Here is a 21,136-nt window from a genome sequence, read left to right as displayed (position 1 = left end):
ACAGAAGATATGAAGTTTGCTAAAAAGAAAAAGAAAATGTCCGGGAAATCCAGAACATTTATGTTGATCACAATTCCTATCGTAGCATTGTTCTTTACATTCAACACATTGCCTTTGATTCAGGGTGCGATTTACAGCTTTACCAATTTCCGTGGGTATGGCAGCTATGAGTGGGTTGGTTTTCGAAACTATATTGATCTTTTTCATGATGCCAGAGTTGGTTCATCCTATCTGTTTACATTTAAGCTGGCTATAGTAACAACGATCATCGTAAATGCTGTCAGCCTGATCCTTGCGATGGCATTAAACAGCAAGATTCGTTTTAAGAGCGGTCTTCGTGGACTGTATTTCCTGCCAAATATCTTAGGCGGTCTGGTTGTTGGTTATATTTTTAACTATTTCTTTACTTATATTCTGCCACAGATTGCAATCATGCTCGGTTTTGAGGGAAACAGTATGCTGGCAAGTTCTAAAACGGCCTGGCTTGCGATCGCGGTAGTATGTGCATGGCAGTCGATCGCGATGAATACGATCATTTATATATCCGGTCTTCAGACAGTTCCGGAAGATGTATACGAAGCAGGATCTTTAGATGGTGCAACCGGATTTGCAAAATTCCGTTATCTGACATTCCCACTGATCCTTCCGTTTTTTACAATTAATGTAGTCCTTTGTATGAAGAACTTCCTGATGGTATTTGACCAGATCATGTCGTTGACAAAGGGTGGCCCTGCGCAGAGCACAGAATCCATTTCCTACCTGATCTACAACAATGGTATGAGTGGCGGACAGTTTGGATTCCAGAGTGCAAATGCAGTCGTGTTCTTTATAGTAATCGTAGTGATATCTGTATTACAGATGCGTTTCCTGGGTAAGAAGGAGGAACAGTTATGAAAAAATCGCAGAGACAGATCAGAAAAGAATATAAAGAAAAGGGGATTAAGACAGGAAAAGAACGATATAATATCGGGGTTACGATTCTGTTGATCCTTGGTCTTGTAACCATCCTGTTCCCATTATATATGACGGTTATGATCGCATTTAAGCAGCCGTCTGAGATGACAAATGATATCCATGGAATCTTATCTCTTCCACAGCACTGGAGTCTGAGTAATTTTAAGGAAGCTATGGAGGTAACAGATTTCTGGCATTCTCTCGGTAACAGTTTATTTATCACACTGGCAACTATCGCATTATCGATCGTAATACATTCCCTGATCGGTTATGTACTTGGACGAAGCAAGAAAAAGAATCGGATCTATAATGGAATTTATCTTTATCTTGTCAGTGGTATGTTCGTGCCATTTGCTATTTTGATGATGCCGCTTGTAAAACAGACAGCAAAAATGGGACTGGCAAATATGATTGGTGTGGTATTACTTTATACAGTATTTTATCTTCCGATGAACACAATGTTATATGCCGGATATCTGAATAATCTTCCGCTTGAACTGGAAGAGGCAGCTTGTGTTGACGGAGCCACTACATGGACGACTTACTGGAAGATCATCTTCCCGAATATGAAACCAATGCATGCAACGGTTGCGATCCTTACAGCCCTTGGCACATGGAATGACGTTATGACACCGCTTGTAATTATGTCCGGTGATCAGAATACACTTCCGCTTGCGCAGCTGAATTTCCAGACTCAGTTTGGAACAAATTACAATCTGGCCTTTGCATCTTATCTGTTAGCGTTACTTCCGATTCTGATCTTCTATATTATTTGTCAGAAACAGATCATATCAGGTGTGGCAAACGGAGCAGTAAAATAAAAGGAGACTTAATTTATGGCTATTATATATAACAAAGAGAAAAGAATATTTTCTCTCCATACGGGACATACAACTTATCAGATGATGGCCGATACACATGATTATTTGCTTCATCTGTATTACGGAAAACGCTTGGATTCGGAAATGGATTATATACTGACTTACTATGATCGAGGTTTTTCAGGAAATCCATATGATCTTGGAAACGATCGTACTTATTCCCTAGATGCACTTCCTCAGGAATTCCCTGTTCTTGGAACCGGTGATTACAGAACAACGGCAGGAAAGATCCGTGAAGCAAATGGCTGTATGGCACTTGATCTTCGCTATACAGGATATCAGATTCAGGATGGTAAGTATGATCTCCCGGGACTTCCGGCAGCACATTCTGAAGCTGCACAGACTCTGTGCATATATCTGAAGGACGAAAGAGTCGGTGTAGAGGTAACATTATTATATGGCGTATTACCTGACTGCGATGTAATAACCAGAAGTGTAAAAGTTACAAATGTCGGAAAGAATGAAATCTATCTGGAGAAGCTTTCCAGCGCATGTCTTGATCTTTTGTATGGAGATTATGATGTACTGACATTTTATGGACGGCATGCAATGGAACGGAATATGCAGCGAACACCGGTAACACATGGCAAACAGGTGATCGGAAGTAATCGTGGTACGTCCGGACATCAGTATAATCCATATATGATCCTTGCGGAACATGGCACAACAGAGACCGCCGGAGCCTGTTATGGTGTATCACTGGTGTACAGTGGAAGCTTTGAAGGAAGCGTAGAATTAGATCAGTTTGATCAGATCCGTCTGGTTATGGGTCTTCAGGAGGATTTCTTTTCCTATCAACTAAAGCCGGAGCAGACATTTTATGCCCCGGAAGCAGTTCTGTCATATTCAGCGTATGGAATGGAACAGCTATCCAATCAGATGCATCATTTGGTGAGAGAGCATATCTGTCGCGGGAAATATAAAGATCAGATCCGTCCGGTTCTTGTAAATAGCTGGGAAGCCTGTTATTTTGATTTTAATGGTGAAGCGATCGTTAATCTTGCGGAGCAGGCTGCAGCACTTGGTGTGGAGCTTCTGGTCATGGATGATGGCTGGTTTGGCACAAGAGATGATGATAATTCATCCCTTGGTGACTGGATTGTAAATGAAGATAAACTGGGCTGTTCTCTTACGGAGCTGACAAAACGGGTTCATGACAAAGGTGTTCAGTTTGGTATCTGGATAGAACCGGAGATGGTTTCAGAAAACAGTGATCTTTACAGAAAACATCCGGAGTGGGCAATTCAGGTTCCCGGTAAACATCCGGTACACGGCAGAAATCAGCTTGTACTTGATTTTGCAAATCCGGAGGTGGTGGACCATATCTATGAACAGATTGCAGCTGTCCTCAGGCAGGGCGATATCAATTATGTGAAATGGGATATGAATCGAAGCTTATGTGATATATATTCCGACAGTATGGTATGGCAGGGAAATGTAATGTATGACTATATGCTTGGTGTATATGACCTGCTGGAACGTCTGACGCAGGCATTTCCGGATATGTTATGGGAAGGCTGCTCCGGCGGTGGCGGAAGGTTTGATATGGGTATGCTGTATTATACACCACAGATATGGTGCAGTGATAATACAGATGCCGTTGACCGTATCCGTATCCAGTACGGTACATCGTTTGCTTATCCTTTATCAACGATGGGAGCCCATGTATCTGCGGTGCCGAATCATCAGACCGGCAGAGTGACGGATATGAATACCAGAGGTGTGGTTGCCATGACAGGTGCATTCGGATATGAACTGGATCTTGGAAAATTATCTGAGGAAGACAAGACGGCAGTCCGTGAACAGATCAAAACCTATCATGAAGCAGCACCGGTTATTTTAAAAGGGGATTATTACAGATTAAGTAATCCGTTTGAAGCGGAATATGGAGCATGGATGTCTGTCGATGAAGAAAAAAAACATGCAGTTGTAGGTGCTGTTTTATTAAATACACATGGTAATCATCCTGTATTTTATATTCGATTGAGAGGGCTTGCGCCGGAACGTTCTTATCGGGATAAGAAAACAGGTACTGTTTATTCAGGAGCTGCTTTGATGGAGCTCGGTATGCCGTTTACGGTAGTATCCGGTAATTATCCAAGCTATCAGATCCTGCTTGATGCAGTAGAATAAGAATAAATAGGACTCCCCGGTTTCTGTTTGCAGAGATCGGGGAGTTTGGCAAAAACAATAGAGTAAAAGATATATAAGATGATCAGAAATGAGGTGACAGACAGATGGATACGAAAGAAATTACAGTATCGGATCTGGCACAGGAACAGATCAAAAACGCGGAACGATTATTTCCGTTGATCCGGAAAAAAACAGAGGAAAGAAAAGAGAAAAAAACAGTCATATCGGTATCCGGAGGTTCTGGTGTTGGTAAGACCGGAATGGCTTTCTTACTTCAAAATATGTTTGAAAAACAGGGAAAGAAATCACTTATTATAAGCGGGGACAATTATCCGCATCGGATTCCCATGTATAATGATGCAGAACGAATTGCGAGATTTCGTATGTCCGGGTTAAATGGACTTATAACTGAAAGGCTATATACAGATGAAATAAAAGAAAAATTATTAAAGCTTCAAAAAGCCGGAAGGGATGCAGAAGAACAGGAGGACATGCAGTGGTTATCCATATATCAGAAGTATGGAGACAAGGCTCTTACAGACTATCTGGGTACGGATCAGGAACTGGATTATGAAGCTATATCGAATCTTCTCATGCAGTTTCATAGAGGAACTTCACAACTGCTGCTACGTCATATGGGAAGAACCCAGGATGATATCTGGTATGATCGCAGGGATGTATCAGATACAGATATTCTGATTCTTGAATGGACACATGGAAACAGTGCATACCTGCAGGGGGTAGATGTATCTGTTGTATTGATCAGTACGCCGGAAGAAACACTTGAAAACCGAAAGAAGAGGAATCGTGACACTGCCATTGACAGTCCATTTGTAGCCAGAGTATTAAGAATTGAGCAGAAAAAGATTAATGATGGACTGGATAGGGCAGACATCATTCAGGATATGCATGGCAGGATTTATACGGAATAGTAAGTGAACAGGAGGTTATAGAATATGAGGAAAATAGAGATAGAAGAAACCAATATGACAGATATAAATAAAATTAAAAATGGTCCAATGCTGAATCTGTATCCGGACAGTCTTGGCGGAGATCTGGAAGCTGTTGCGGATTTATTTGAAAGAGATGGATTTGCAGATGCATTTTCCTCAATGTATATACTACCGAGTATTTACCATTCTGATCTGGATCGTGGTTTTTCTGTAATCGACTATGATCTTGAGGAGACATTTCATTCTGAAAAGGCACTATTACGGTTGGGCAGACAGAATATTGATCTGAAGCTGGATTTTGTGTTAAACCATGCGTCTGTACAGTCGCCACAGTTTCAGGATCTGTTGGAGAATGGCAGTCGATCTGAATATCGTGACTTTTTTATTAACTGGAATACATTCTGGGAAAACTGTGGAGAAATGACAGAAGACGGCTATATACAACCGGAACAGAAGTATCTGGATCCGATGTTCTTCCGCAAACCGGGATTGCCTCTGTTGATGGTGAAAATGGCAGATGGCAGTCGGATTCCATACTGGAATACGTTTTATCAGGAGATTCGGGATACTGATGATTATCATACCAGATATTTAGGACAAATGGACCTCAATATTAAATCAGAAAAGGTTTGGGACTTTTACCGTGAAACCATAAAAAAACTGGCAGGTTACGGAGCGAAGATAATCCGTCTGGATGCATTTGCATATGCCCCAAAAGCCCCGGGACGCGCCAATTTCTTAAATGAACCGGAGACATGGGAATTCCTTGAACAGATCCATAAGCTTGCAAAACCATATGGAATCCGCCTTCTTCCGGAGATTCATGCCGGATATAAAGAGAAAAAGTATAAGATGATAGCAGAGAAGGGATATCTGACATATGACTTTTTCCTTCCGGGATTGATCCTGGATGCTCTTTACAGAGGCGATGGCTCTTACCTGGAGCAGTGGGCAAAGGAACAGATAAAAGAGAATATTCATACTGTGAATATGCTTGGATGCCATGATGGAATACCGGTACTGGATCTTGCCGGACTGTTGCCGGACGACAGGATTGAAGATCTGATCCGGTTGCTTGTGGATCGTGGGGGTTTTGTAAAGGATCTTCACGGTAATAAAAAGATGTATTATCAGGTAAATACGACATATTATAATGCACTTGGCGAAAATGAGCAGGCATTGTTATTAGCCAGAGCATTACAGATATTTATGCCCGGAAAACCTCAGGTCTGGTATCTGGATCTGTTTGCCGGATCTAATGATTATGAGGCAGTGAAGCGTGCAGGTGCAGGTGGACATAAAGAGATCAACCGGACGAATCTTTCACAAAAAGATATAGAGTCAGGCCTTGAAAAGGAGGTCGTAAAAAAGCAGCTTGAAATGTTGAAATTCCGGAAAGAATTTCCGGCATTTGGATTTGATGCGGAAATGACAATCCGTACAAAGCCTGCAGCGCAGATCTCTGCTCAGGCAGAAAATGCTTTGCATTTTGCAGAATTACCGGCGGACCAGATGTATAACCGTATTTATATCACCTGGAAAAAGGACGGTTATCTTGCCCGTCTGTCCGCAGACCTTAAAGCCCATACCTACCGGATTCAGGCTCTTGATCCATCCGGTAACCTGGTCTGGCAGTCGTAATGTGTAAATCCCCTCCGACAGATGGTTATACATATGGGGCTTTATCTGTATTTCCTATCTGGCAGTCAGCCATTTTTTACTATGACTTGCTATGATTTCTGTTTGCTGCATATGCCTGATTCGTAAATACTCCTGTGCCAACTCGCTCTTTGAGCTCGAACAGGCACCCGTATTTACTGGCAATATGCAGCTCACAACGCAATCTTCGCAAATGTCATAGTTAGAAAACGTCTGATGACCATATAAGAAATACAGGTAAAACGTTACGCATATAACCATCTGTCGGAGGGGATTCTCTAATTTCATAATATAAATAATGGATTCGAGTGATCCGGAAGGCTGGCACTTCCTACATATGACATTAGCGTATTTTCGTTATGAGGTTTGCACTAACTATCAGCATCAAGCCCATGTCTGAGTCCGTAAGGACGAGTTTGGGCGACTGCTGATAAATAAGCGTGCGAACCGAATAGAAAATAAAGCGGATCATATGTAGGAAGTGCCAGCCTGCCGGATCACTCGAATCCATTGTTTATACAGGCTTATTTCGCTGGAAAAAGCTTGCGGAAGATCAGACGGATAGACGGACCGCAATAAAAAAGCTGCCAGAAGAAAGCTACCGGGAAGTTTAAGAAGGTGGTCTGGAGCCACACGGCTGCAAACTGACGACCGGCATGTTTGAATAAAATAGTGGCAACAAGGCTCATGCAAGGACACATAATGCAGATGATCATGGTAGAAATTGCAAGCGTGATGATGATCGGGCGGTCATCCGGCTTCACGAAGCGGAATGCAAGAGCATGTGCAGCCTTATCTACAAACAGGAATTCAAGAAAAAAGGCAACCGGCCACATGATGATAAGCTCATGAAAGGCGGCTAAGAAAACGGAGTTTGACATTCCACCCGTGTTTAGGGAAATGTTGTAGCAGATCATGGCATAGACCATAAGAAAAGACATCATTAATGTGAAAACAATGTTTTGAAATAAAGTTTTTGGCATAAAATAAATCTCCTTTTTGATAAATAATCTGAATAAATGCAGAACCAAAACTGCAAATATCTTAAAAATAAGCACAAAAAAGACACATGTGTTGTTCGTTATCAAGTGATATGCTCATCCGTCGGCAAACGAGGTGAAATATCAGGAGCACACTTGTGTCGTTTCCAATTTTATACCAAAGCTTTTTCTTCAATTTTTACAACGTCGGTCATTATACTAAGCTTTTAGTAAAAATGCAAGTGAAAATTTCATATTCAAACTTATAAAATTTCATATGCAGGTATAAAGAATATCATAGGCGAGAACAGATAATTGTATACGCAATAATACATGGATTTGTTTGACTTATAAATGGGTAGATGCTAGTATCATAGTTATGATCATTATGTGGGAGGCAGATGGATATGAACAGTGCACAGAAGATATGTATGATTGTCGGGGTGGGTTTTGCAGGAATAGGGCTTTTTATGACATTGATCTTTTTATTTGCATTTGGTAAGCCCGGGGCATTTATATTAATTCCATTAATGTTTGTGGTACTTGGATTATGTTTTATCGTGACGATCCTTGTTATGCTCCATAACAAGAAAATGATCCGTGTACATGGTGAAAAGTATACAGCGAAGATTTATGGTTATGTAAAAAATACATCTTATATGGTAAATGGCAGATTTCCTTTAAATGTAAAGGTGCATTATTTTGATAATTATGGTATCGAGCGGGAAGTGATCCTGCCGACTTCGATCAGTGGAGGAGCGGATTCCATGTTCCCGATCGGAATGACGATCGATATCTATGAATACAATGGTAAGTACAGTTATGATCCTGCTTCTGTCCGTGGAGAACGGTTAAGAAGAGAAGAAGAGCTGATGGACAACAAGCCGATCGATCCGGAACAGCTTCACCTGATCGCAGTCCGATGTTCGAACTGCGGTGCTTCTTATAAGGCAGCAACCGGATATGCCAGCCGCTGCCCTTATTGTGGTGGTTACCAGAATGTGTGATAAAGCACTGATGTTTGCCGGAATGTGTGATGAAGCTCTGATGTTTGCTGGAACGTGTGATGAAGCTGTTGCCGGAATAGGATGATGCCGGCTGACTGTTTAGCCGCGCCCGAGGATCGCATCCATATCCTGCTCAGGAGCCGTGATCGGCTGCAGATTGTAGGTGTCAACCAGAAAACGGACAACGGTCTCTGTCATGAATGCCGGAAGGGTTGGACCGAGATAGATGTTTTTGACACCGAGGGCAAGCAGGGTTAAAAGGATGCAGACAGCCTTCTGTTCATACCATGAAAGAACGAGAGTCAGAGGAAGCTCGTTGATATCACAGCCGAAGGCTTCTGCCAGTGCAAGGGCAACCTTGATCGCACTGTAAGAATCGTTACACTGTCCCATATCTAAGATCCTAGGGATTCCATCGATCTCGCCAAGGTCAAGATCATTGAACCGGTATTTGCCACAGGCAAGTGTCAGAACGAGAGAATCCATAGGAGTCTGTTTTACAAATTCCGTATAATAATTTCTGCCCGGATGGGCACCGTCGCAGCCGCCAACCAAGAAGATGTGTTTGATATCACCATTCTTGATGGCGGCTGTAAGTTTATCTGCATGGGAGAGGACTGCGCCATGTGCAAATCCTGTTGTCAGGATATGTCCGCCATTGATACCGCTCATGCTGTGATCGTGTTCATAGCCGCCCAGCTTTAGGGCATGCTTGATGATCGGAGTAAAATCCTTTTTGCCATCCTTTGTTCCCTTGATATGCACCATTCCTTCATAGCCGACAACAGAGGTGGTGTAGATGCGATCTTCATAGCTTGGGCGTGGGGGCATCAGGCAGTTGGTTGTAAAGAGGACGGGTGCAGGGATATTTTCAAATTCCGTCTGCTGGCTTTGCCATGCAGTTCCGAAGTTGCCGGCAAGATGCTTATAGGCGGCTAATTTTGGATAGCCGTGAGCCGGAAGCATTTCGCAATGTGTATAGACATTGACACCGGTTCCTTCGGTCTGTTTTAAGAGCAGATCCAGATCGCGGAGATCATGACCGGATACAACGATGAAAGGCCCCTTGCGGATATCGGTGTGAACCTTAGTCGGCGTTGGTGTGCCGAAGGATTCGGTATTTGCCTTATCGAGCAGTTCCATGCATTGATAGTTCACTTTTCCAAATTCCATAATAAGCTCGATCCATTCTTCTACCGAGTGTTCACGGTTCACTTCACACAAGCCCTTATAGAACCAGGTTGTTACATTATCATTTTGATAGCCGAGATTCATTGCATGATGCGCATACGCCGCCATTCCCTTTAAGCCGAACAATAACGTGGAGCGGAGTGACACGATATCGTCCGTACCATCCCACAGGCTGATTACCGGTATATCATGTGGATCTTTCAATCCACAGGTCGGAGGATTGATATTTGCTGTTGATGAATTCATATCTGTATCTGAGAAATTCATATTTGCGGTTGGTGCATTTATATCTGTATCTGAGAAATTCATATTTGCGGTTGGTGAATTCGTATCTGTATCTGAGAAATTCATATTTGCGGTTGGTGAATTCGTATCTGTATCTGAGAAATTCATATTTGTAGTTGGTGCATTCATATCTGTATCTGAGAAATTCATATTTGCAGTTTGTGAATTCATATTTGTAGTCGGGAAGTTCTTATATGCGATATCTGATATGCTACATATGTCTGTAGGCATACAGCGCATGATATCTTTCTGGTTTTTCTGCACTTCTTTGATGTAATCTTTGATTGATTTATCATCAAAATTCACATTTGTAAGTGTTGTAAATAAACCATCGATCAGCAGACGATCAGCGGATTTTCGGTTGTTCAGGTATCGGGACAGAAGTTTGGGATCTGTCTCTTTTTTCTGTTGCATGGATTTCTTTGTAAGCTCGGCTGCTTCGGCAAGTCGTATCAGTTCACAGATCAATTCGTCCTGCAGATTGGATGTCGAGGGCTGCTTACCGCAGACTCCGGTATTCACACAGGCTTTATTGCCAGCTGTCTGCTGGCACTGAAAACAAAACATATTTGACATGGGATAACCTCCTGATGAAATTTTATTGATGATTGTGGAATGACTACAAATTGCTGTTCATGTATGTGCAATATATATTAATTCCGCAATTATCTTTTTAAACATATTTAGTATCGTCGGGTGTTTTCAGAATTATACAGGCAAAACCTTTCATTCAGTGTAAGTGTTATTTGAGGAAGATATCTGATAGTATAAATATTGTCAGATATGGTGGGTATGAAATTAAGAAATAAATTATGATACCCCCAGGAGCCAGGCAGCAGCGGGTATGAGAGCGAGAAAAAGAATGCGATACCTGCAGAAGCAAATGGGCGAGGGTATGAGAGTGCGAAGGAAACCATGATACCCCCAGGAGCCGGGCAGCAGCGGGTATGAGAGCGAGAAAAAGAATGCGATACCCGCAGAAGCAAACAGGCGAGGGTATGAGAGTGCGAAGGAAACCATGATACCCCCAGAAGTCGGGCAGCAGCGGGTATGAGAGCGAGAAAGCCAATGTCATACCCCCAGGAGTCGGGCGGCAGCGGGTATGAGAGCGAGAAAAAGAATGCGATACCCGCAGAAGCAAACAGGCGAGGGTATGAGAGAGCGAAGGAAACCATGATACCCCCAGGAGCCAGGCAGCAGCGGGTATGAGAGTAAGAAAAAGAATGCGATACCCGCAGAAGCAAACAGGCGAGGGTATGAGAGTGCGAAGGAAACCATGATACCCTAAGAAGTCGGACAGTAGCGGGTATGAGAGCGAGAAAAAGAATGCGATACCCGCAGAAGCAAACGGGCGAGGGTATGAGAGTGCAAAGGAAACCATGATACCCCAAGAAGTCAGACAATAGCAATTAAGAAAGTACAAGGAGGCGGCAGCATGGATGCATTATTAGAGATAGAAGATCTGAAAAAATATTATGGCAAGGAACCGAACCAGACAAAGGCTCTGAACGGAATCACATTTCAGGTGATGCCGGGCGAGTTTTTAGGAATTATGGGGAGTAGCGGTTCCGGCAAGTCAACATTATTAAACTGTATCGCAACAGTGATCCAGCCGGATAGCGGCAAGATCCGGATGAAAGGTACAGAGATCCAGAGGTTGAAGGGCAAGAAGCTGGCAGGATACCGTGGTAAGGAGATCGGATATCTGTTCCAGAATTTTGAACTGTTGGATAATCTGACCGGACGTGAGAACATCATGGTTCCGTTGTCGATTCATAACATATCGGAGGCAGAGGGCGGAAAACGTCTGGAGCAGTTAGCGGAATATCTGGAGATCACCGAGGTGCTGGATAAGTTCCCATCGCAGATGTCAGGTGGTCAGAAGCAGAGACTGGCAGCAGCCAGAGCACTGATCCTGAATCCGGGTATCATTCTGGCAGATGAACCAACCGGAGCACTTGATTCCAGAAATGCCAAAGCCTTAATGGAGAAATTAGCCGGTCTGAACCGGGATGAGAAGGCAACTGTTTTGATGGTAACGCACGATTCCAATGCAGCAAGCTATTGCAAGCGTATCCTGTTCATTCAGGATGGCGTGATCTTCCATGAATTAAGACGTGATCTGCTTGCTGAGACACAGCAGCAGTTCTATGAAAGAATCTTGCAGGTTATGGCACAGTTGGGAGGAGGCAGTGCAAATGTTCTTTAAACTGATCCGAAAAAACAGTAAACGAAGCAGAAAAGAAAACGGCTTGTTTTTCTCCTCGTTAGTAATATCCATCGTGGCATTCTATATTATCCTGTCACTTTCTTCACAGGATGTTATGGTATTTCTTAAGAAAATGGAGAGTGATGCGGTAGATCGTCTATTCCAGATCATACCTGCATTTTTTGTAATGACACTGGTGATCTTATTCTTTCTGATCTACTATGCAAGCAAATTCCAACTGGAACGAAGAAAACACGAATTTGGCGTTTACCTGATGATGGGAATGCGGAGAAGCAAACTTTTCGGGATGCTTCTTGCAGAAGATATAGGAAGCAGTCTGGCAGCACTTATAACAGGACTTCCGATCGCTGTTTTATTATCCGAACTGATCAGTCTGATCACAGCCAAATGTGTAGGACTTGGTATTGTCGGACATCAGGTAACATTTTCCATTCAGGCAATCATAATAACGGCTGTTGGATTTTTTGTGATCAAGCTGGTTGCATTCCTGATCTTAAGCGGGAAGATCGCAGGACAGGAGATTGGTGCATTATTAGTTGATACACCGGAGGGAACAAAGAAGCAGTTCCCAGCTGGCGTCTATGCGGTAAGCTTCGTCCTCGGTATTATCTGCCTGGCTGTGGCATACAGCATGGCGATCGGAGGAATATCATGGACGACACTTCGTAAGATGTCTGAGACAGTATTGATCGGTTTTGTCGGTATGCTGCTCTTATTCTATGGCATGCGGTTTTTTATCGACCGTTTGGCAAGACACAGCCATGGGGGAGCTGCCCTTCGGGTATTTAATTTCCGTCAGGTGCAGGAAAATGTCATAAGAAAATCCAGTACCTTATCGATCAGTTCCGTTCTGATCCTTGCAGCCCTCTGCTGTTTTGGAGCAGGAATTGTGATCGCATTTTCCTATGGAAATGAAAAAGGAAATACCCATATCATGGATTATACATTTGAGAATTACGAAGAAGATCAGGAACAGGGTGTGGCAAATGTAAAAAAGCTTCTGACAGACAACGGACTGGAACAGGATTTCTCCGATCTGTTTGAGGTGCAGGTCGGTCATCTTATTCCGGGTGCAAATGATGATTACGATGTATTTGATCTGTCATCAGTCATGAACCGGGTAGAACAACTGCCGGACTCAGAGGATAAAGATATTCTGCTTAACAATCTGGAATATGAGTCATATCCATATCTGATTTCTTTGAGCGGATATAATCATGTACTTGAACTTGCAGGGAAAGAACCTCTTGCATTGTCAGACGATGAGGCGGCAGTATTTAAAAGTCTGGAATTTACATCGGATAGTATGAATCAGAATATAAATGATATTCTGGCAGACCGCCCGGAGGTGGCATATCTGGATCATAAGATGTATCTGACCGGTAAGATACAGAACACACCGTTTATCACAGACCGGGCAATTACATTATCCTTTGCCCTGATCGTGCCGGATGAAGTATTTGACAAATATACATGGGACAGCACGATCTATCTGAATTGTGTGCTGGATCAGTCAAAGGTCAAGGGAGATAACCTGCTTCAGTCGGTCATGCAGATGAATGATAAACTTGCGCAGATCGATTTTGCAGCAAAAAATATTGAATATGAAAGTTATCTGAAAAATATGGGACGCCGGATGTTCTATATCGTAGCAGCAAGTTATATCACGATCTATCTGGCGATCATTTTCCTGATCATTGCAAATACTGTGATCGGGGTACAGTTCCTGATGGGACAGCAGAAATCCGGCCGCAGATATAAGACACTGATCCGGCTTGGAGCAACCTATGAACTGCTCTGCCGTTCCGCAAGAAAGCAGATCAACTGGTACTTTGGTATGCCGGTTGTCGTTGCAGGCATCAGCAGTATCTTCGGTGTGCGCGCCGTCCTTACACTGGTTTCCGGTATGATCTCAAATAGTATCCGAGATGCCATGCTGCTTGCTGCAGCTATGATTTTGCTGCTCTGTGTGGTAGAATGCATTTATATGGCATTTGTAAAACGGTCAAGCAACCGGTATCTTCTGACACTGATGGTACCGGAACGTGAGGAGTAGATTCAGAGCAGATGAAGATCAATGGCGATGGCGTGAAACCTTGACTGATAGATGAGGAGTAGATATGAAGCATATAGCAGTGGTAGAAGATGAAGATATGATGCGGGAAGAACTGGAAGCTATATTGCAGAAGGCGGGCTATCAGACCAGCGGTATCACGGATTTTGAGAATGCGGCAGCGGCTATTCTTGCGGCATCCCCGGATCTGGTGCTGCTCGATCTGAATCTGCCGGGCATGGGTGGATTCCAGATCTGCCGGGAACTGAAGCAGAAAAGCTCCATACCGGTTCTGGTTCTGACGTCGAGGGATCAACTTCAGGATGAACTGCATGCTCTGGATCTGGGCGCAGATGAATTCCTGACGAAGCCTTGCAGAAAAGAACGCCTGCTTGCCAGAGTATCCAATGTGTTGAAACGGTACGAGGGAAGAAATAACCTTTTAGAAGGAAACGGATTCCTCCTTGACCGTCAGACCTATACTTTATACATTCATAACCGATCTGTTATCCTGCCGCAGAATCAGGGAAAGATCCTTGGGATATTCTTAGAGCACGGATCGGATATCGTGACGAAAGAGGAACTCTGTATCGCCTTATGGGGGACGGCAGAATTCATCGATGAAAATGCTTTACAGGTGAATCTTACGAGACTGAAAAAGACAATGGCGAATCTTGATATGCCACAGCAGATCATTCCTGTGCGTGGCGTCGGATATCGTTTTGTCGGACAGACATCGGAGAGGTAGAGATGGAACATATATCCATAAAGGAGATCGGACAGATCATAAAACAGAATAGATTCTGGCTGGGGATCATCGGACTGCTTGATCTGCTCAGTATCCTGCTGTTATGGCTGATCGATGCACAGGCATTTTATGTGATCGCAATATCGGTGATTTTGTTCAGTCTGCTGGTATTTGTAACGGCTGTTTTCTATCTGGCAAAGAAAGATAGAAAACGGAAGAAAGCATTTGATGAATTCCTTGCAATGCCGGATTCCTATCATGAGGAACAACTGCTTCATGATGCTGAGAATCTGCAGGCGGAGATCAGAAGCTTCAGTCAGACATTACATGAACAGACGGATCAATGCGCACAGACGAAGTTACAGCTAAATGATTATGAGGAATATGTGGAAGCATGGGCGCATGAGGTAAAGACACCGCTTGCTCTGTTGACATTTATGTTGGACAATCACAGAGACGAGCTGTCAGAAGATGTGGTATGCAAGCTTGACCGGATCAACTGTCAGATGCAGAGATATATCGACCAGATGTTATACTATGCCCGTTTAAAGGGGGCGAGAAAAGATTACAGGTTTGAGTCGGTCGATACGGAAACCTGTGTAAAAGAAGTGCTGGAGGATTTCACACCACTGTTAGAAGAACAGAAGATACAGGTTTGGCTTGATATAAAAGAGAACACAGTATTTACCGATAAACGTGGCTTTGCCTTTATGCTCGGACAGTTTATCAGTAATTCGATCAAATACAGCAAAGGAGAGAATAAACAGCTCCGGATCTCCTGTATCAGAGAACATGAGAAGATTATTTTATCTGTCCGGGATAATGGCGTGGGTATCAAAGCCTGCGATCTTCCGTATGTATTTGAGAAAGGCTTTACCGGAGATTCCGGTGACAGGCGGAAGAAAGCAACCGGTATGGGACTTTACCTTGCAAAAGAAATGGCGCATGATCTAAATGTGGAGCTGGATGTGTCCTCTGATGAAGCCACAGGCGGCTGTGAGATTCGGGTGTATTTTCCAGTGGTTACTGCTTCCGATACTCTATAGATGTTACCGGATCAGTTACCGTTTTCGATACCCTCCGGGTGTGACACCATATTTCTTCTTGAAGGTTCGGTTGAAATAGGACAGGTTAAAGAAACCGCAGCTTTCTGCGATGGACAGGATGCTGTCATCGGTTGTGACAAGAAGCCTTGCTGCGATATTTAACCGGAAGTCACACAGATAGGTGGTAAAGGATACACCCATAGTATTCTTAAAAAATCGCATAAAATGGGATTCTGAGAATCCACAGTAAGAAGCAATGTCTGCAATGGGTATTGCTTCTTTGTAGTTTCGATCGATATAAGATAAGATTGCTTTGGTACGATCCAGATTCTTTGCATGATTCTTCCGATCTGAGGTCTCTGCCTTTTGCTCTGCGTGTGCATACAGGGTATAGAAGAATTCAAAATAGCAGCTTTTCAGAGCAAGCCGGTATCCCTTTGGTGTCGATGCACAGAGGGCATCTACCCGGTTCAGGCACGAGGACAGGGAATTGTATAATGGATCGTCACGGTCATAGATACTCTTTATATTTAATTCACCGGAGAGCAGGGGCAGGAAGAATTCACTGTCTAAGGTATCATGATTTCTGGATCGGAATAGATCAACGGAGAAAATGATATTTTCATATTCCATCGAATAGGAGGAATACTGAGAGATGCCGTGGATCCTTCCCGGCAGTATCAGAATGATATCTCCTTCCTCTACATAGTGCGTAGTGAAATCCAGCGTTACATTTCCTTTTCCTTTTTTTATGTAAATGATCTCCATATATGGATGCCAGTGGAGTGGAACGGCATTGAAGTCGAGCGGTATCGAGCACAGATAGGTGTTGTAAGGGAAAAGCGGATCGGCGTGTGCCTTCGTTTCCATGTAATTTTCATATTCAAGACTATTCATATATGTACCTCCCTTTCCTAACTTTGAGGTATTCTATCCTTACCAAACAGGTGGACGCTTCCGCTCGTTTCGACCTGCAACGGTACTAAGATGCCGCTGGTGCGCCATCTAAGGACCGGCGGTCTCAAATGCCACTGTTTTGGTAAGATAGAATACCTCAAAGTTGTGAATGATAGAATAGTATCATAAAATGCTCTTATTATGCAAGAAATAGCATGAAAAAGATATTAGAATACAAACCAGAACAGACATTCCGAATATACGACCTTTACCTTACCTTTACCTTTATTAAATGCAGGCGAATGGATAGCTGTTCAATAGAAAATTTAATAAAGAGGTATCAGACATGAAGAAAGCGTTAGAGCGTGGCGCAGGAATCCTCCTGCCGATCAGCAGCCTTCCATCCCCTTATGGAATCGGATCTCTGGGGAAAGAGGCATATGAATTTGTTGACAGGTTGAAGGAGGCAGGTCAGCGTTACTGGCAGGTGCTTCCGATCGGACCAACCAGCTTTGGTGACAGTCCGTATCAGTCATTTTCAGCATTTGCAGGCAATCCTTATTTTATCGATTTCGACATTCTGATTCATGAAGGTTTACTGACACAGGAGGAGGTAGATGCATATAGCTGGTACGATCAGCCGGATGACATCGATTACGCCCGCCTGTACAGACAAAGGTTTGAGGTATTGAGAAAAGCATATGGCAGATCAAAGCATGAGACATCAAAGCAGTATGCGGAATTTCTTACGGAAAATGAAAACTGGCTTCCGGATTACGCCCTTTATATGGCGGTCAAGGCAGACCATGAGAACAAAGAATGGTTAAGCTGGGAAGAACCGGTTTTAAAGAGAGAAGAAACAGCACTTCGTAAGTGCAGGGAACAGTTACACGACGAGATCGGATTCTATATGTTCCTTCAGTTCAAATTCGATGAGCAGTGGAAGGCACTCAAATCTTACGCCAACCGTCATGGTATCAGCTTGATCGGCGACATTCCAATCTATGTAGCACTGGACAGTGCAGATGTATGGGCAAATACAGAACAATTTCAGTTAGATCATGATCTACAGCCTGTGTGTGTAGCCGGTTGTCCACCGGATGCATTCTCCGATTACGGTCAGAAATGGGGCAATCCTTTATATGACTGGGATCGTATGGAGCAGGATGGGTTCTCGTGGTGGAAGAACCGGATCCGGAAATCAGCCAGTCTCTATGATGTGATCCGTATCGATCATTTCATCGGGGTTGTGCGGTATTACAACATTCCGGCAGACGGAGAGCCAAAGAACGGATTCTATCTGGAAGGACCGGGAAAGAAGCTTGTAGATGCGATCGACAGTGCCAGAGGAAATGCGAAGGTGATCGCAGAAGATCTGGGCGTCGTTGTGCCGGAGGTACAGAAGCTGGTGAAGGAATCCGGCTATCCGGGAATGAAGATCTTACAGTTTGGATTTGACGGAAATGCGGAGAATGAACATGCACCGCATAATCACGAAAAGAATTACGTTGTCTATATCGGAACACATGATAATGACACATTAAAAGGATATATCGAGAATGCATCAAAGGAAAATCTTACATTTATGATGAAATATCTGGGAGCGGCAGATGAGCAGGAGATCCCGGAGAAGATGATGCAGGTATTATATATGAGCTCTGCCGATACCGTTATCGTTCAGATGCAGGATCTGCTTGGAAAGGATAACGAAGCACGGATGAATCTTCCGTCTACGATCGGTATAAACTGGCGCTGGCGGATGAAGAAGGGTGAATTTACAGACGAGATCAGAGACAGATTAAGGGAATTAACAAGAGTATATGGAAGAAATGCTGTGAAGCAGTATTTTTGTAAGGAGGATATAATGTTAACAGAGATTTGTAAGAAAAAATATAATAAAACGATCAAAGAATGCAGCAATGAGGAGATCTATTTTGCGCTGCTTGATATGACAAAAGAATTAGCAGAGGACAAGGTTACAGAGGATGGCAAGAAAAAGGTTTACTATATATCAGCAGAGTTCCTGATCGGTAAGCTGTTATCCAACAACCTGATCAATCTTGGAATCTTTGACGAAGTAAAACAGGTGCTGGCAGAAAACGGTAAGAGCATCTATGACATCGAAGAAGTAGAGCCGGAACCATCCCTTGGAAATGGCGGACTTGGACGACTGGCAGCCTGCTTCCTTGATTCGATGGCGACACTCGGACTTCCGGGAGATGGTATCGGATTAAATTACCATATGGGTCTGTTCAAGCAGGTATTTGAGAATAACTATCAGAAGGAGACTGCGAATCCATGGATCGAGGCAGACAGCTGGCTGACAAAGACCGATGTAAGCAACACGATCCGGTTCGGAAACTGTACTGTACAGTCCAGAATGTATGACATCGATGTGACAGGCTATGAGAACCGCACAAATAAACTGCATTTGTTTGATATCGAGAGCGTGGACGAGAGTATCATGGAGCCGGATGGCATTAGCTTTGATAAGACAGATATCAAGAAGAACCTGACACTCTGTCTTTACCCGGATGACAGTGACGAAGCCGGTAACTTACTTCGTATCTATCAGCAGTATTTCATGGTTGCAAATGGCGCAAAGCTGATCCTTGCAGAGGCAAAAGAGAAAGGTTCGAATCTCCATGACCTTGCAGATTACGCAGCCATTCAGATCAATGACACACATCCATCTATGGTGATCCCTGAGTTGATCCGTTTGTTGATGGAGGAAGGTATTTCCTTTGATGAAGCAACAGAGATTGTAACCGATGTATGTGCTTACACCAATCATACGATCCTTGCAGAAGCATTGGAGAAATGGCCGGTTGCTTATCTGGAGAAGGTTGTTCCACAGCTTATGCCTGTGATCCGTATGCTGGATAAAAAGGTCAGAAACCGTTATAAGGATGAGCGTGTTTATATCATAGATGGAGATTCTCGTGTGCATATGGCACATATCGATATGCATTACAGCCATAGTGTAAATGGTGTTGCTTATCTGCATACCGAGATCCTGAAGAATTCAGAGCTGCATCCATTTTATGAGATCTATCCTGAGAAATTCAACAATAAGACAAATGGTATCACATTCAGAAGATGGTTATTACACTGCAATGAAAAGCTGGCAGCCTACATCACAGAGCTGATCGGACCGGACTACAAGAAGGATGCCGATAAGTTACAGGAGCTGGCTTCTTACTACAAGGATAAGAATGTATTAGAAGAGATCCTTGCGATCAAACAGAGCAATAAGGCAGTCTTAAAGGACTACCTGAAAGAGACACAGGGAATCGACATCAACGAGAATTCGATCTTTGATATTCAGGTCAAGAGACTGCATGAATACAAGCGTCAGCAGATGAATGCCCTCTGGGTGATCTACAAATATTTTGAGATCAAGAAGGGACACCTGCCGGAGACTCCGATCACAGTTATATTTGGAGCAAAGGCTGCGCCTGCTTATACGATCGCAAAGGACATCATTCATCTGATCCTCTGCCTGCAGGAGCTGATCGACAATGATCCTGAGGTAAGTCCGTACTTGAAAGTTGTTATGATCGAGAATTATAATGTATCAAAGGCAGCAAAGATCATTCCGGCGTGCGATATCTCAGAGCAGATCTCACTGGCATCCAAGGAAGCATCCGGAACAGGAAATATGAAGTTCATGTTAAACGGTGCGGTTACTCTGGGAACCCGTGACGGTGCAAATGTAGAGATCGGAGAACTGGTGGGCGAGGATAATATTTATTTCTTTGGTGAATCCAGTGAAGAAGTGATCGAGCACTATGCAAAGGCAGACTATGTGGCAAGAGAGTATTATGAGAAGCCGGAGATTAAGAAGCTGGTAGACTTTATCGTGAGTGATGAGCTGCTTGCGATCGGTCAGAAGGAATCACTTGCCAGACTTCATAACGAGCTGATCGTAAAAGACTGGTTTATGACACTTCTTGATGTCTGTGATTACATTCAGACAAAGGAACAGGTGCTTGCCGATTATGAAGATCGTATGGGCTGGGCTGAGAAGACTCTGGTAAATATCAGCAAGGCAGGCTTCTTCTCCTCCGATCGTACGATCGCAGAATATAATAAAGATATCTGGAAGCTGTAAAATGT

General features: G+C 43.4%; 14 protein-coding genes and 1 pseudogene. 12 read left to right on the top strand and 3 right to left on the bottom strand.

The features are described 5' to 3' along the window. Positions 1 to 36: 36 nt before the first annotated feature. From CLOL250_RS00330 to gtfA, 5 genes are all read left to right on the top strand, one after another. Positions 37 to 894 carry a carbohydrate ABC transporter permease gene (locus tag CLOL250_RS00330; RefSeq protein ID WP_342413205.1) on the top strand — a complete coding sequence of 286 codons (858 nt, stop codon included), beginning with the start codon at positions 37 to 39 and terminating at the stop codon, positions 892 to 894. Further along, the gene (locus tag CLOL250_RS00325) at positions 891 to 1,775 is read left to right on the top strand and encodes a carbohydrate ABC transporter permease (protein WP_008399819.1); all 885 of its coding nucleotides are present in this window, start codon (positions 891 to 893) and stop codon (positions 1,773 to 1,775) included. The genes CLOL250_RS00330 and CLOL250_RS00325 overlap by 4 nt, the downstream gene beginning before the upstream one ends. Before the next feature lie 15 nt (positions 1,776 to 1,790). Further along, positions 1,791 to 3,968 carry an alpha-galactosidase gene (locus CLOL250_RS00320; protein ID WP_008399818.1) on the top strand — a complete coding sequence of 726 codons (2,178 nt, stop codon included), beginning with the start codon at positions 1,791 to 1,793 and terminating at the stop codon, positions 3,966 to 3,968. 104 nt (positions 3,969 to 4,072) lie between these two features. After that, complete coding sequence (locus tag CLOL250_RS00315; protein WP_008399817.1) at positions 4,073 to 4,900, top strand: zeta toxin family protein; 828 nt, start codon at positions 4,073 to 4,075, stop codon at positions 4,898 to 4,900. Positions 4,901 to 4,924: 24 nt separating this feature from the next. Next, complete coding sequence (gene gtfA, locus CLOL250_RS00310) at positions 4,925 to 6,562, top strand: sucrose phosphorylase (protein WP_008399816.1); 1,638 nt, start codon at positions 4,925 to 4,927, stop codon at positions 6,560 to 6,562. Positions 6,563 to 7,104: 542 nt separating this feature from the next. On the opposite strand, the gene CLOL250_RS00305 is transcribed toward gtfA, so the two are convergent. Beyond that, positions 7,105 to 7,563: a DUF2798 domain-containing protein gene (locus CLOL250_RS00305; RefSeq protein ID WP_044944514.1), complete on the bottom strand. Its 459-nt coding sequence runs from the start codon at positions 7,561 to 7,563 to the stop codon at positions 7,105 to 7,107. Positions 7,564 to 7,967: 404 nt separating this feature from the next. On the opposite strand from CLOL250_RS00305, the gene CLOL250_RS00300 reads away from it, so the two are divergent. Beyond that, a complete protein-coding gene (locus tag CLOL250_RS00300) occupies positions 7,968 to 8,567 on the top strand; it encodes a zinc-ribbon domain-containing protein (protein WP_021943325.1) in 600 nt (199 codons plus the stop codon). A gap of 99 nt (positions 8,568 to 8,666) precedes the next feature. Here CLOL250_RS00300 and hcp read toward each other — a convergent pair whose 3' ends face one another. Then, complete coding sequence (gene hcp / locus CLOL250_RS00295; RefSeq protein WP_008399811.1) at positions 8,667 to 10,610, bottom strand: hydroxylamine reductase; 1,944 nt, start codon at positions 10,608 to 10,610, stop codon at positions 8,667 to 8,669. Between the two features lie 868 nt (positions 10,611 to 11,478). Between hcp and CLOL250_RS00290 the strand changes: the two genes are divergently transcribed. From CLOL250_RS00290 to CLOL250_RS00275, 4 genes are all read left to right on the top strand, one after another. Further along, positions 11,479 to 12,252 carry an ABC transporter ATP-binding protein gene (locus CLOL250_RS00290; protein ID WP_008399808.1) on the top strand — a complete coding sequence of 258 codons (774 nt, stop codon included), beginning with the start codon at positions 11,479 to 11,481 and terminating at the stop codon, positions 12,250 to 12,252. Further along, the gene (locus tag CLOL250_RS00285; RefSeq protein WP_008399807.1) at positions 12,242 to 14,329 is read left to right on the top strand and encodes an ABC transporter permease; all 2,088 of its coding nucleotides are present in this window, start codon (positions 12,242 to 12,244) and stop codon (positions 14,327 to 14,329) included. The genes CLOL250_RS00290 and CLOL250_RS00285 overlap by 11 nt, the downstream gene beginning before the upstream one ends. 64 nt (positions 14,330 to 14,393) lie before the next feature. Next, a complete protein-coding gene (locus tag CLOL250_RS00280; protein ID WP_008399806.1) occupies positions 14,394 to 15,074 on the top strand; it encodes a response regulator transcription factor in 681 nt (226 codons plus the stop codon). 2 nt (positions 15,075 to 15,076) lie between these two features. Next, positions 15,077 to 16,120 carry a sensor histidine kinase gene (locus CLOL250_RS00275; RefSeq protein ID WP_008399805.1) on the top strand — a complete coding sequence of 348 codons (1,044 nt, stop codon included), beginning with the start codon at positions 15,077 to 15,079 and terminating at the stop codon, positions 16,118 to 16,120. A 15-nt stretch (positions 16,121 to 16,135) separates the two neighbouring features. Here CLOL250_RS00275 and CLOL250_RS00270 read toward each other — a convergent pair whose 3' ends face one another. After that, a complete protein-coding gene (locus CLOL250_RS00270; protein ID WP_008399804.1) occupies positions 16,136 to 17,017 on the bottom strand; it encodes a helix-turn-helix transcriptional regulator in 882 nt (293 codons plus the stop codon). A 346-nt stretch (positions 17,018 to 17,363) separates the two neighbouring features. On the opposite strand from CLOL250_RS00270, the pseudogene malQ reads away from it, so the two are divergent. Both malQ and CLOL250_RS13995 read left to right on the top strand, forming a co-directional pair. After that, positions 17,364 to 18,833: pseudogene (gene malQ / locus CLOL250_RS14000) on the top strand (4-alpha-glucanotransferase); the annotation flags it as partial. 48 nt (positions 18,834 to 18,881) lie between these two features. Beyond that, positions 18,882 to 21,131 carry a glycogen/starch/alpha-glucan phosphorylase gene (locus CLOL250_RS13995; protein ID WP_044944693.1) on the top strand — a complete coding sequence of 750 codons (2,250 nt, stop codon included), beginning with the start codon at positions 18,882 to 18,884 and terminating at the stop codon, positions 21,129 to 21,131. Positions 21,132 to 21,136 lie beyond the last annotated feature (5 nt).

The organism is Clostridium sp. L2-50, from assembly GCF_000154245.1.
GTDB lineage: Bacteria > Bacillota > Clostridia > Lachnospirales > Lachnospiraceae > Coprococcus.
Note: the sequence above shows the minus strand (reverse complement) of the source record. Positions and strands in the feature narration are given on the sequence as shown.